The sequence below is a fragment of the Synechococcus sp. R60.1 genome, assembly GCF_047461835.1.
Lineage (GTDB): Bacteria > Cyanobacteriota > Cyanobacteriia > Thermostichales > Thermostichaceae > Thermostichus.
In genome coordinates, this window is sequence record NZ_JANSIA010000086.1 from 1 (window position 1) to 13686 (window position 13686).

Sequence of the window (13686 nt, forward strand, 5' to 3'; positions counted from 1 at the left end):
CTGGTAGAGCAGAGCAGGCCCAGGGCTACTGAAAGCCCGCTCCGTACCGCTTAGCGGTCGGAGCCGGGTAGTTTACCATAGTTCGACAAGAATCCAACTCAAAGAGCATATCCGAATATCCATCTGCATCTGTGGCTGTAACCTCTTCTCCGCCTTCCCGTTCCCGCGCTTTTGGCCTTTGGCCGCCGCTGGCCTTGGTTTTGCAGCGGCTGACCCAAGCGGTGCCGGTGCTGCTGTTGATCACGGTGCTCAGCTTTTTGCTCTTGCAGCTGGCCCCCGGAGATTTTTTGGATCCCTTGCGGGCGGATCCCAGTGTCAGCCAGGAGTTTATTGCCCAAGAGGAAGCACGGCTGGGGTTGGATAAGCCCTTGGTTTGGCAGTACTTGACCTGGCTGGGCAACCTGCTGCAAGGGGATTTCGGGGTGAGCTACACCTATCGCGTGCCGGTAGCACAGCTCATCCTCTCCCGCGCCGGCGCTACCTTGCTGTTGGCGGTGTCCTCTGTGGTGCTGACTTGGCTGGTCGCCATTCCCCTTGGGATCCTGGGGGCGCTGCGGCAGAACACCCCCCTGGATCGGGCGTTGCAGTTGCTCAGCTACCTGGGCCAGGCCATGCCCAGCTTCGTGCTGGCCATTTTGCTGCTAATTGTGGCCCAAAACGTGAGCTGGCTGCCGGTAGGGGGGATGACCAGTGTTTATTTTGCCGAGCTTAGTTTGGGGGAAAAGTTGCTGGATCTGGGCCGCCACCTGCTCCTGCCCACGCTGGCCCTGAGCATCACCAGCTTTGCCGGGCTGCAGCGGATTACGCGCGGCAATTTCTTGGATGTGCTGCGGCAGGAATACATCCAGGCGGCGCGGGCCCGTGGGATCCCAGAGTGGCGGGTGATCTGGTTGCACGCGCTGCGCAACGCCGTCAACCCCTTGATCACGATCTTGGGCTTTGAGTTTGCCAATCTGCTCAGCGGCTCTTTTATTGCCGAGTTTTTCTTCAATTGGCCGGGGCTGGGCAAGCTGCTCTTGGAGGCTGTTCAAAGTTTCGACATCAATGTGGTGATGGCGGGGCTTCTGCTGGGGGCCGTGATGCTCATTCTGGGCAATTTGTTGGCCGATTTGCTCCTGATGTGGGTGGATCCCCGTATCCGACCCGACTCGTTTTTTAGTTAGCCATTGCTGCTACGGATCCCTCAAACAGGCGGCTCAATTGTGGAGACAATATCCCGAATCACCGCCTCAGCCTCTTGCCGTCGGTTGCCGGCCATCTCTCCCGACCCGGCCAGAGAAACCCGATGGGTCAGTACCGGCACGAACAGTGCTTGCAGATCTTCTGGTAGACAAAAGCTGCGCCCTTTCACCAGCGCCTGAGCCCGTGCTGCCCGCGCCAAGGCCAGGGCTCCACGGGTGGATACCCCCGCCCGCAACAGCTTGGACACGCGAGTGGCCTGCACCACCTGCAGAAGATAGTCCGCCAGGGATCCATCCAAATACACCTGATCCACCGCCGACTGAATCTCTCGCAACTCCATCAGGGAGAGAACCGGCTGCAGAGCATCCACCGGCTCGGCCTGTTGCCGTTGCAAGAGTAAAGCTCGCTCTACCTCAGGGCTGGGGTAGCCAATCGACAGCCGTACCAAAAACCGATCCAACTGGCTTTCTGGGAGGGGATAGGTGCCGTGGTACTCCAAAGGATTTTGGGTGGCCAACACCATAAATGGGCTGGGCAGCGGGTAGGTGCGATCGTCCAGCGAAACCTGCTTTTCCGCCATTGCCTCCAGCAGGGCACTTTGGGTGCGGGGCGAGGTGCGATTGATTTCATCCGCCAAGACCACGTGGGCAAAAATGGGGCCGGGACGAAATTCAAAATCCCCTTTTTCTTTGTTGAAAAGGGTGAGGCCAAGGATATCTGTCGGCAATAGGTCGCTGGTAAATTGAATCCGTTGAAACTTGGCCCCCAAACTGTGGGCGATGGCCCGCGCCAAAGTGGTCTTGCCTACACCGGGCACATCTTCAAGCAAAACATGACCTTCCGCAACCAAGGCCGTGACCACCGCCTGCACCACCTGCGATTTGCCCTGAAACACGGATTCGATATTGGCAATCAGCTTGCCAATCTGTTGGTGCAAGGTTTGTAATCGCTCCGCTGGGATCCGTGCTGAACCAGACCGGGTGCTGACACTCGCCATAAACCATTCCCAAAGGGGCCTATTCCACCTTACAGGCTGGATCCCATTGCCAGCTCAGGGCGGGATCCCGCTAAACCCCAGTGAAAAACCGGAGTATCATAGACCTAAGCCCTCCACAAGGATGGATATCTTGGAACTGTCTTGTAAAAGTGAATATGCTCTCCTAGCCCTTCTGGAATTGGCCCAGCACTACAGCGATGGCCAGGTGCTGCAGATTAAAGAAATTGCGGCCCATCAGTCCATACCCGACCGCTACTTGGAGCAACTGCTGGCCACCTTGCGCAGACAGGGGTTGGTGCGCAGCCAACGGGGATCCAAGGGAGGCTACTTCCTGGCCCGAGCACCCTGGCAGATCTCGCTGCTGGATGTTATCCAGGCCATCGAGGGGGAAGATCTCACCCGCTCCCGCGACTTGCCCTCGGGCGATCTCACCCCAGAGCGGGAAGTGCTCCTGAAGGCCTGGCAAGATGCCCAAGCTGCGGCGGTAGCCATTCTCCAGAAGACCACCCTACAAGACCTCTGCGACCGGCAGGCACAACAGCAACAGGCTCGGCTCATGTACTACATTTAAGCCAGAGGCTGGGATCCTTGGAAGGTTTTGGGTTATCCTGAAACCCACTGCTTTTTGAATTGAGCCCTTCCATGACCGTTCGCTCTTCTCGCTCTCAGGCTGCCGATACGTTTTCCGCGGAAGATTTTGCCCAAGCTTTAGACAGGCAAAACCTCAGCTTCCAACCGGGGCAGGTGGTGCAAGGCCGCATCTTCCAACATCAGAACGATGGCGCTCTGGTGGATATTGGCGGCAAATCCCCGGCCTTTTTGCCCCTCAAGGAAGCAGGGATCCGCCCAGGGGAAGATTTGAGTGCCCTCTTTCCCCTAAAAACAGAAGCCGAGTTTCTCATCTTGCGAGAAGATGCAGAAGGACAAATTGTGCTCTCGGCGCGGCGGCTGAGGCTGAAGCGGCTTTGGGAAGAGCTGGCCCAGAAGCAAGCCAACGGCCAGACGGTAACCGTTCCGGTGATCGCCACCAACAAAGGGGGGGTGGTGGTGGATGTGCAGGGGCTGCGCGGCTTCATTCCCCGCTCCCACCTCAGCCAACGGGAAAGTCTGGAGGAGTTGGTGGGGCAATCCTTGACAGCAAGCTTTATCGAGGTGAACCCAGAAGCCAACAAGCTGGTGCTCTCCCAAAGGGCGGCTGTAAAGTCCGAGAACCTGAGCCGCTACACCAGTGGCCAAGTGGTGGAAGGCAAAGTCAGCGGACTAAAACCCTTCGGTGTGTTTGTGGACTTGGAAGAAGGGGTAACCGGGCTGTTGCACATCAAGCAGGTCAGCCAAAGTTTTGTAGCCTCGCTACCGGATTTGTTCAAACCAGGCCAACGCATCAAAGCTGTTGTGATCGACGTGGATGAGGCCAAGGGACGGATGGCCCTCTCCCTGCGGGTGCTGGAAAAGCATCCGGGCGAGGTGCTGGAGCAGCTGGACAGGGTTATGGAGGAGGCCGAAGAGCGGGCCGGTAAACTCAAGGGGAGAATAACATCCGACGGCCAAGTCATCTGATCCCATCTCTGCCTCGAGTTCGGATGCAAAACCTGCAGAGGGAAAGCAAGACGCCTTACGGCAATCAGAGGAAAATCACGTGGTTATCATCCATTGTCTGAGCATGAGTTAAGGAGTGCTCAACGCCTTACGGCAATCAGAGGAAAATCACAAACAGTTCTTCCTCAAATACACCCCAGGCCAAAATCTCGTGCTCAACGCCTTACGGCAATCAGAGGAAAATCACCTGAGCCAAAATAGAGCCAGTAGAGAACACAAAGTGCTCAACGCCTTACGGCAATCAGAGGAAAATCACTTGGCCACCCCCCTCAGATTCTTCCTCGCCTACTTCGTGCTCAACGCCTTACGGCAATCAGAGGAAAATCACGTATCCAGTGCACTGACGGATGCGCACTGCGAGACGGTGTGCTCAACGCCTTACGGCAATCAGAGGAAAATCACCGGCGTAGTCCTGCTCTTAGTCCCTCCTATTCCCGTTGTGCTCAACGCCTTACGGCAATCATAGGAAAATCACTGCTCATGCTCATGAGGCCCAGCTACTTCACCCAGTGCTCAACGCCTTACGGCAATCAGAGGAAAATCACGAGAAGTTGTTCCATAATCACCACACAAAGCGTAAAGTGCTCAACGCCTTACGGCAATCAGAGGAAAATCACAGAGTGCCAAAGCTCCAGGTTAGTCGGCGGTCCGTCGGTGCTCAACGCCTTACGGCAATCAGAGGAAAATCACCTCTGCAGATAGAGTCTGTTATGCCCTCCTTATGTTGTGCTCAACGCCTTACGGCAATCAGAGGAAAATCACCCGCCACGGGTTTTTGATTCCGGCCCCAGGTCAGGGCAGTGCTCAACGCCTTACGGCAATCAGAGGAAAATCACTTGCCCAAGTATTTCAGTTGGTTCTTGTAGTCTTCAGTGCTCAACGCCTTACGGCAATCAGAGGAAAATCACAGTGAGGTACTGGGGGGCGGCCCCCGCTGTGGCAGGTGCTCAACGCCTTACGGCAATCAGAGGAAAATCACCCGGATCGCCGGCGCCGCCATCCTCCCCAAGCAGGTGCTCAACGCCTTACGGCAATCAGAGGAAAATCACTAGCCTGTACAGCCCCGGATCCTTTCCGCATACTGGTGTGCTCAACGCCTTACGGCAATCAGAGGAAAATCACACATCAGCCAAAAGGACTAAGCTGGACCGTACCTTGGTGCTCAACGCCTTACGGCAATCAGAGGAAAATCACGTCAAGAGTTTGCTGACAACGTGCAGGGTTGGATGTGCTCAACGCCTTACGGCAATCAGAGGAAAATCACTAGAGGTGGCCCCGCCGGGGGGGAGACATTATCTCGAGTGCTCAACGCCTTACGGCAATCAGAGGAAAATCACCGCCCACCGCTGCCTCTCAACCGTAGAGTTGAGAGAGTGCTCAACGCCTTACGGCAATCAGAGGAAAATCACGACAGCTCCTCATCCGCCGCCTCTACCCGCAATAGCGTGCTCAACGCCTTACGGCAATCAGAGGAAAATCACACTTCTCAACTGAACCCGAACTCATCTTTGAACTGTGCTCAACGCCTTACGGCAATCAGAGGAAAATCACGTGGCGGGATTGTGCACGTCTCGATTACGTCCCAATGTGCTCAACGCCTTACGGCAATCAGAGGAAAATCACTAGCGGATCCGGCGGTGGCAGCCTTGGGTGCAGCTTAGGTGCTCAACGCCTTACGGCAATCAGAGGAAAATCACACCAAAGGCCGCGACAACTCTGCGCATCCCCACTTCGTGCTCAACGCCTTACGGCAATCAGAGGAAAATCACTGTAGTCCAGCCTAGCGGCTTCCTTCCAGAGCTCAGTCGTGCTCAACGCCTTACGGCAATCAGAGGAAAATCACGGCGCACCCCAGGATTCTTACTCTGCAAGGCTCGGATGGAGCCTTTGCAAGCATGTACCCTTATTCTATACACCAACTGCCAGCTAGAAGACAGGTCTCCTAACGCACTGGGCCCGGCAAAAGGTTTTCTCGTAAGGGAGCCGGGATTTTGCAAGCAACTCCAGGCGGTCGAAAATCCCTGGAACCCTCTTCCGACAAGACTTTCAGGTCTTTTGGGGGCTAAAGCGTCTTTCACAACGATAGATCCTTGCTTTTTAACAGATCCTGTAGCCATCCTGTCGTTCTGGCCAACTTTCTGGTCGGTTCGAGGCGAGCACCCGCTCTAAGCAGCGGTTGCAGATCCCCACAAGCAAGAGGTCATCCTCTGGTTTTAGAATTTTCTCTAGCTCCCAACGCAGTTTCTCTCGTTCTCGCAATGTTAGCCAGGCACGAAAAATTGAGTACTGAATTCGTTCTCCATATCCCTCCAATAACTTGAATGCTTTTCGCCATCGCTTCTGACAGCGAATATCGTAGCACACCAAGTAACAAACCTTATGCTCGGCCATAATCTATCTCACAACTAAGTTTCCAAACAAGTCTGCTTCGCCGTTCCACTCTTTTTCCAAAAGACGAACCTCTAGCTCTATTAAACGGCAGTAGGTAAGAGAGTAATGAGTAACTGGGTGCTTCCACTTTTCTCGCTTGCGCTCTTCGTAAATCCGAATCATCTTCTTACGTCCCTCTTCGCTGAGCCAAACTTGTTGGCCCCGTACTGTAAAATCTGCGTCTGGATCCCATTGCCGTCGGTTAACTGAGGCTACGACTGGCATATCTACAAGAGGAACACGGAAGATCTCCATCAAGTCAAGAGCCAGAGGATGCGCTTGGGAGCGAGGCTGGTGATAAAAACCCAGGGCGGGCTCTAATCCAACTGTCAAAATAGCATTCATTACATCTTTAAGCAAAAGAGCATAACCAAACCCAAGTAAGGCGTTAAAGCGATCCTTGGGAGGTCTTCGATTTCGTCCTGAAAATCGCATTTCCTCAGGTACTGCATCAGACAGCAGATGAGGCAAGGCAGAAAAGTAGAGCGCTGCTAAGTTTCCTTCCAGTCCCAATAGACTTGACAAAGAGTCTGCCTGATCGACTTGCTTGAGCAATCGCTTCATTTGTTCGATAGCTTGTTCTACCTCCGGCGAACGCTGGGATCCCAAGCGCATTAAGAACTTGCGCTGGCTCTGGCCTCGACACCTCACCAACTTTCGGGCTAGTCTCAGGCACATTTCAGGATTGCTCAGGGCCTGATACTGTCGAATGCGGCGCTGGATGCTCCCATATCGGGGATCCAGGCTGCCGACATAGCGTCCACCTCCCGAAATTAAGTGAATTCCAATGTATTGTTCGGCGCAGAAATGAATGGCTTGAGTTGAAATTTGAGAGAAACCATGCAGCACAATTTGTCCAGTTTGCTGGGCGGAGATAAACTCTTCGCTTTGATTTCGGTAGGTGACTTTGAGACGGGATCCACTGCGCCCTACCCGTGCCCCTGGCTCTAGAATGTGGACACATTGCCGTTCGTCATCTTCCGGGAACAGGCGAATAGGTTGCCATTCTCTGTCATGAGCTAGCCTCGCTTCTTCGGGCAAACACACGGGAGCTAAGGAGCAACCCGCACACAGCCGCTCATTGTCGGTAATTGGGGGCCGCAGAGGAGATTGGCGCAGCAGCCTCGCTTGTTCGATTGCCTGACGTACAGCTTGGCGCCCAGCATCATCAAGGGGTACGTGTACGAGCACATTGTCAGCATGGTACCGAATTCGTCCTTCGGGAATTGGGATCCCCAAAGCTGTTTCCACGAGATAGGCATAGGCCAAAATCTGCAACCGGTCACTCTCCCAGGCTTGAGGCTGATTGTCTGGATCCCGTGCTGACCGACCCCTTTTATGCTCGTAGGGAATGATCTGTCCATCACGAGTGCGCAAAGCATCCACTCTTCCCCGCAAGCCCAGTTCTTCGCTTTCTAGAAATAGATCCTCCCACTCCTCTCCCTCTTGCTTTTCCAGCTCTGTGTGTAACCGCCGACCGGCAAAAATAGCTGCGTTTTCCGTATAGAGCTCCTCGACCTCCTCTAGATAAAATAGTCGTGGGCAGTAGGCCAATGCGTGCAGTGCTGAAACACGAATCAAATCTGAATCTATCTGTGCGGGGAAATCGATTAGTGATGCCGGCATAATCTGATACTCCGAAATATGAAAATATAGAGTTTTTCAGCAATCTTAGAACAGCTTTCTCTTTGAGCAGAGACAAAACTCAGGCTCCACGCAAGATCTTCTCCTGGCAGGGTTACTAAGCTGTTCAGAAACAAGCTTTCGACTTAGGGTTGACAAGTCTGGAACTAAAGCTTGGAATTCTTGCTGCCTAGTTTGGGCAAATTTCCGTCCAGGCTAACTCCGGCACATCATCACCTTCAAGAGTTCGGAGTGAGTATCTTCGCCAGCGAGTATCCCGCGATCCCACGTGATCAACCCAATACGGCAAGGTCAGGATCCCATCCTCATCTTGAATTAGCCATCTTCCCCCTGAAGGGACTTTCTGAATTGGTCTTACCGAGTTAACTAAGTCACGACTCTCTCCTAGGCTTAGTCCCCCAGATCGGTCAATTAATTCAGGATTTTCAAAGGCTCTTTCCAAGTCATGAGCAAGGGATCCATTGACCAAAACTGCGATTTGCACATCGGTCAGCAATTGTTGGTAGTCAGGACGGGCATTGTTTGGATGCTGAATATCTTTTGTCTTAAAACGACGAAAGGTACGGATCACTGTAGAAAGCTGGGGTTGGCTCAGGAGAGCAATTGCCAGTTGGGATCCGCAATATCGATGCCGATCCCATTCTCCCAGCAGGGAAAGCAACATTCCATAAACAGTAGCCGGTGGCGGCACCGGATAAGTTTCGGCAAACTCCCTGGCCCAAGATTGACGAAAACAGGCGATAGGCACCTCAACGTGGAGCCGAATCATGCTGCCTCCTCACAAGAAATTTGCTGCCTAATCAAGCTGATAAGTTGATCAACTGTTGATTTAATGCCTGAGCTTACATGAGCACCCAACCGGTCTAGCTTCTCCCCGTCCTCAGTTTCGGCAGCGGCTCCTGCCAGCCACAGCTCTTGAGGATCTATATCCCCCACTTGCACTCGACGCACTAAGTCCGGCATGCTGATTTCTCCATCAGAGTTTTCTTCAAAACAGTAGAGCAGGCGTGGCGAAAAGTCGTGTGTCCAGCGCAGAACTATGCTGTCTGGTGAAAAGTCGTAGAGAAAGCGAGAGTGATTGCCGGCTACTTCCCCCAACGAAACCAGTCCGTTTAACACTTCGATTACTCGGTCTTGCCGGTGGAGCCGAGCAGGAGTCATTGCAAAGCCGTACTGATAGCGAGTAGCATGAACCTCCGTTCCGTAGAGAGAAGTGGATCCCTTCTGGCCACTTTTCGCGTTGAAGGTTACATCTCCGCTGTAGGGTCGAGTAGAAACTGCCCGAGTTACTTCCAAAACACCTCGCCGAGCAGTGGTAGTGCCCTTTGGTAACTTTTCTCCCTTCTTCCTGGATGAGTTTTCGTCTGAGGCATCCACTTTAGCCCCTTCCGCACGCATAAAGCCTAGGACATCATCATCGATATACCGCTCGGGATCAAAGTTAGGCGCTTGCCACTCGTTGTCGTTGGTTTGATCATTCCAACGTCGGTTAACTTCGCAGCCATTCCCTGAGACCTGCCAATAGTAACGCAGGGCCCAACGGATTGCTTCAGCAGAGACGGTAGTGTGCACCTCATTTTTCCAGAGGATCTTTTGCAGGGTAGTGATGTTGCCGTCATTCTCACCGCGGTTGTTGGCAGCGGTGCCGTAGCTGGTCAAGATGTTGCCAAACAGGTGCAAAGTCATAGTCTTCCTCCAGGCTAGTCCTTCAAACTGAACCGTTAAGTTGTTGCTACGTCAACTTTTCACTTGACTTGCTGACTCTTGCTTTACACTTTTAGTCCTCCTCCAGCTCGGCGGGTGCAATCAAGTCAACATCATCCTCGTCAAGCTCATCCTGAAGTTCTTCCTGTCGCTCCTTGCCTTTGTAGCTGGCCAACGCTAGAAGAGCTAAGTCTCGCGCTTTTTTCCATTCCTTGGGATCCATAACTAAATCCATCAAGTCATCCCAATGCTCTTGCAGTGTCGGTATTCTTCCAGCCCGCGCCCAAAAGCTAGTAATAAACTCACGGAAGCTTTCCGCGTTTTTGCATCGAGTCAGCCCAGTACGAATACGTATATTTTCTCTGTCGAAGTTAGTAAACTCTCCCCTATCCTGGGTTTTCTGAGATAACCGACCATAGGTAAAGCGAATGGCTTCATGACAAGCCTGAACAAACCAGCGCTCTCTGTCATCCATTTCCGTTTTCATGACCATTTCGTTTAGACCTCCGCGCTCGTAACATAGCTGCTTAAACTGCTCGTTGCTATTAACCTGCTCTGCAAATCCGGCATACCAAGAGTAACCCCTTGCCAGATTTTCAGCAATCATCTCACGAGCAAAACTTGTTGCAATGAAACTGCCTTCCTCTGCTTTTGCCTTGACGACATCTGGTAACACTGCTTTGCAGATCTGGTAGTTTTTACAGACGCGATATTCTGCTTCTACAGTAAGTAGATCTGTGCGAGATTTTTGTTGGCTCGACCACGGAACAACACCTAGAGTTAGAACCTGACATCGTTTTACCTTAAATTCCCTAGCAGATTCTGCAATCCCTTGGTACGTCAAAAACCTAAGCCCAGCATCTCCCAAACTCGAAGCATGAAAATCCTGGTAGGCTGCATAACGAAGCTGGGGATCTTGCCGGTAGCTTGCATAGACCTCCATATCGGTAATCTCGGGAACTACCAGGGCATATTGAGCTTTCTGATCTCGCAGCCGCGAGCGAAGTATGTAGTAGCAGCAAGAAACAGGAGCGTAGAGAAGTACAAAGGCCATCTCTGGAGACTCTTCAAAGCTTGTATCCGAGGGAAATGCATTGTGGCGAACGACTGCACCAGGATTAAGCCAGCCAGCAATGCTAATTGGCTGCTTAAGCCAATTACCGTTTTTATCACATAGATTTTTGGCAAATTCCTGATGGACGTAGCTTTCTAAAGCTTTATACTTGATAATGACAGGTGGATGATCCTCATCAATCTCTAAAGATTGAGTTTGCTCGCCAATAACTTTACGGGTTTTGGCATGTTGTAGAAATGTTCCCAGGATTCCTTGATGGATGACTACCTGGGAGTCTTTTCGCATCGACTTACTGTCGATCCCTCGCAATGCGATTAATCCATTATCAAGTTGGAAAGACTCTTTGAGCAACCAATCAATTACTTCAAAGTCATTTCCCTGCCAGGACAGTTGAACTTGTCGAGGCGTCAGTTCCCAACTTAGTGACCCTGGACGCTTTTCTGGTGGAATTTCCTGCTCCAGCTGCTTGAGGGTCATCCATAGTCCGGCTAAACCCGCCCGATGCAGCAATGTTAATCCGGGGTGTCCCAGATGCAACTTTAATTCGCTCATGGTGTGCCAACTTCCTCGCTGTAGGTGATATATCCAGGCTCTGTGATGAAATAAAACCCGCGTCGTTGCCAATTCCACCACTCTGTCTTTTTATCTGGGATCCGAATTGGAATTGACCAGGCTTGAGCTTCTTGTAGAAAAGCTTGCATTCTCGATAGCTTTTGGCCCTTATCTAGAGCTTTCTTCTGTCTGACTTCAGCAGCCTTCCAAATAGCGTCTTGATCTTCTGCCAGAAGCACTGTTATCGTGTAGCCGGCCTCTCGCAGGGAACTTGGATAAGTGCACCAGTTTTGATCAAGCCATGCTGACTTCACCCTGGCAGGCTCTTCCCGGCTGAGCTGAGAGATGATATCAGCCAGGTCTCGCTGGGAAATATACTCAAGTTCTCTAAGCTGTTCAAGCAGCTGCCGGCCAGTTTCTAATTCTGCTGCGCCATAGGGGAGGTGTTCGTTCCATTCGTAGAAAAGAGCTACACGGGATCCCTCCTGCTCGCTTTTCATTCTTCGATTGAGGCGACCTAGTCGCTGAATTAAAGATGTCGCTGGAGCCATAGCAGAGATAAGCAAGTCTGCACTTAAATCTAAGGACATTTCACAAACCTGTGTAGTAACAGCGAGAACAGGCCCTGGTTGACCAAAAGCGTTAATAATCTGCTCATGCTTTCTAAGTCTATCTTTATAACGAAATCGACTGTGATAAATTAAAACTTTGGCTTCAATGTCTTTTAGCTTCTTCTGAGCCTCTCGATAAATGTTAATGCAACTGGCAACTGAATTGGTTACCCACAATACCTTTTGGTTCTCTTGAACTGCTTTAGTAACTTCCGACCAAATGGATTCGGAATTGATGGGATCCTCCTTTGGTTGAATTTCTCGTATTTGATAGCGCTTCAGCTCTTCTAGCTCTTGAGGCCCTTCAATGGGATCCCCAATAGGTTCACCCAACTCACTCATCACCCGTTTAATCGCCTCAAGTCGCCCTGGGGTGAAGCTGGCGCTCATCAGTAGGATAGGTGCGCCTCGAAAAGCCTGTAAAAATCTCAGCAAAGAGCCAAACAACTGATTGTCATAGGCATGTACCTCGTCAAAAACGAAGGCAGATTGAACTAGAGCTGGCCAAGAAAATAGTGGTCTTCTATTGTTCTGGATTAACCCTAAAATAGAGTCTACAGTGCAGATAACCAGTTTCTTTCTCCATACTTGCAACGCTGCCAAACGAAACGAAGCACCCTCATCCTCTTCGCCTTCGCCGGTCAATAAAAGTTCTCGATCCAAATCTGCTCGTGAGTGCATCAGTGCCTTTTCTATTGGGGATCCCTCGGCGTAGTCCAAGTAGCCCTGAGTAGCCGTTCCGGTGGTCGGATAGCCAAAAAACAGTCGCCTTCCCGATGCCCACTTTTTCGCCCAAGCGTAGGCTCCCAAGGTCTTGCCTGTACCACAGCCTGCCTTGACCAGTGTTACTCGATGAGTGGCAGCAGCCATTTGCTCTTGGAAGGGACGCAGGGAGTTTTTTCCTAGTTTCTGGGTAATCAGTTGCTCTAATTCACTTTCTTGGAGAGCTAAACTCAAGGTATTAGAAACCCAGCTTTGCAAGTTTTCTCCCTCCACTGGCAAGACCGATCCTGCTAAATCTGCAGCAATTACTGTTGCCTTAGCAGCCGCTATTAATATCTGTCTCTCAAAGCTAAAATTTTGAGCAAAGTCTCGAAACTGATCTACCAATGCACGCAAGTGCTGTTCCAGTTGGTCTCTTTCCCAACTTGCTGAGGGTACACTTGGAATCTCTGATGGTAGCCCTAGTCTCTGCGATCCGAGCCTCAACACAGATTGAAAGTCTGGATGGTCAGTATAAACGTAAATCTCAGATCCTGAGCCATCAGACAACTCCGTAATTTTGTGAGATTCTTTGCCCTGAGAATTCACTCCCGCTTTGAGGTGATGTCCAATTGCTGTCCAGGCAGCTAAGAGGAGCTCCTCTTCAGTAAATGCTTTCTGTAGCCACTCTCGAAATGCACTGACCTGTAAAGCAAGTATGCCACTTAAAAACTCGTGTCGGATAAGTTGCCTTCTGTTATGACTTCCCCAACTCTTTTCAAGCTCTGCTTTCGAGTTAGTGTCTAGGATCGACGACTTGAGATAAACCATCTCTTGAAAATGTTGATTCGCCTTACCCCAATCATGTAAGTAAGCTCCCAGCTTGACAACAGATTCTAGACAACTTGAGTTCTCCAACCTTAGCTGCTGCTGGATGGTCTCTCCTAGGCAACCCAAAAGGACTTCAGCTGCCGATAGCACAGCCGAAACATGACCTGTAAGTTTAGCGGCACGCTTCGCCTGAGCGTACTCCTCTCTGGATTGGCACTCGGCATTCCATTGTGCTAAGGATTTGGCCAATAGAAACTTAAACATTGCAGATCCATCCTCACTTAAACGGCAAAAAGAATCCACAACCCATGCGCCGCCGGCCACCTAGCCCTACCTGCTGGAGGCGAATTGAGTCTTCTTCC

General features: G+C 51.6%; 11 protein-coding genes and 1 CRISPR repeat array. Of the genes, 3 read left to right on the forward strand and 8 right to left on the reverse strand.

Features of this window, described 5'->3' with window-relative positions:
- Positions 1–131 precede the first annotated feature (131 nt).
- Entirely contained in the window at positions 132–1163 is a 1032-nt protein-coding gene (locus NW834_RS11290) for an ABC transporter permease (protein ID WP_414419140.1), read from the forward strand.
- Positions 1164–1183: 20 nt separating this feature from the next.
- Here NW834_RS11290 and NW834_RS11295 read toward each other — a convergent pair whose 3' ends face one another.
- Entirely contained in the window at positions 1184–2179 is a 996-nt protein-coding gene (locus NW834_RS11295) for an AAA family ATPase (RefSeq protein ID WP_414342457.1), read from the reverse strand.
- Positions 2180–2309: 130 nt separating this feature from the next.
- Between NW834_RS11295 and NW834_RS11300 the strand changes: the two genes are divergently transcribed.
- Both NW834_RS11300 and NW834_RS11305 read left to right on the forward strand, forming a co-directional pair.
- Positions 2310–2750 carry an RrF2 family transcriptional regulator gene (locus tag NW834_RS11300; protein WP_414332250.1) on the forward strand — a complete coding sequence of 147 codons (441 nt, stop codon included), beginning with the start codon at positions 2310–2312 and terminating at the stop codon, positions 2748–2750.
- 71 nt (positions 2751–2821) lie between these two features.
- Positions 2822–3736, forward strand: a complete 915-nt coding sequence (locus tag NW834_RS11305) for a S1 RNA-binding domain-containing protein (RefSeq protein WP_414342454.1) — start codon at positions 2822–2824, stop codon at positions 3734–3736.
- A gap of 43 nt (positions 3737–3779) precedes the next feature.
- A CRISPR array of direct repeats spans positions 3780–5618; the repeat unit is 36 nt; unit sequence GTGCTCAACGCCTTACGGCAATCAGAGGAAAATCAC.
- A 254-nt stretch (positions 5619–5872) separates the two neighbouring features.
- Here NW834_RS11305 and cas2 read toward each other — a convergent pair.
- The 7 genes from cas2 to NW834_RS11340 all read right to left on the reverse strand — a co-directional run bounded on the left by cas2 (position 5873) and on the right by NW834_RS11340 (position 13673).
- Positions 5873–6166 (reverse strand): CRISPR-associated endonuclease Cas2, encoded by a 294-nt coding sequence (gene cas2 / locus NW834_RS11310; protein ID WP_414341823.1) that lies wholly within the window; start codon positions 6164–6166, stop codon positions 5873–5875.
- A 3-nt stretch (positions 6167–6169) separates the two neighbouring features.
- Positions 6170–7831 (reverse strand): type I-MYXAN CRISPR-associated endonuclease Cas1, encoded by a 1662-nt coding sequence (gene cas1 / locus NW834_RS11315; RefSeq protein ID WP_414419139.1) that lies wholly within the window; start codon positions 7829–7831, stop codon positions 6170–6172.
- Between the two features lie 187 nt (positions 7832–8018).
- Positions 8019–8618, reverse strand: a complete 600-nt coding sequence (gene cas5 / locus NW834_RS11320; protein WP_414419138.1) for a type I-MYXAN CRISPR-associated protein Cas5/Cmx5/DevS — start codon at positions 8616–8618, stop codon at positions 8019–8021.
- Positions 8615–9535: a type I-B CRISPR-associated protein Cas7/Cst2/DevR gene (gene cas7i, locus NW834_RS11325; protein ID WP_414419137.1), complete on the reverse strand. Its 921-nt coding sequence runs from the start codon at positions 9533–9535 to the stop codon at positions 8615–8617. The genes cas5 and cas7i overlap by 4 nt, the downstream gene beginning before the upstream one ends.
- A 91-nt stretch (positions 9536–9626) precedes the next feature.
- The gene (gene cas8a1, locus NW834_RS11330) at positions 9627–11180 is read right to left on the reverse strand and encodes a type I-MYXAN CRISPR-associated Cas8a1/Cmx1 (protein WP_414419136.1); all 1554 of its coding nucleotides are present in this window, start codon (positions 11178–11180) and stop codon (positions 9627–9629) included.
- Positions 11177–13588, reverse strand: coding sequence for a CRISPR-associated helicase Cas3' (gene cas3, locus NW834_RS11335; RefSeq protein ID WP_414426305.1), 2412 nt, complete (start codon positions 13586–13588; stop codon positions 11177–11179). Before cas3 ends, cas8a1 begins: the two co-directional genes overlap by 4 nt.
- Positions 13589–13601: 13 nt before the next feature.
- Positions 13602–13673, reverse strand: coding sequence for a type I-MYXAN CRISPR-associated protein Cas6/Cmx6 (locus NW834_RS11340; protein ID WP_414426306.1), 72 nt, complete (start codon positions 13671–13673; stop codon positions 13602–13604).
- Positions 13674–13686 lie beyond the last annotated feature (13 nt).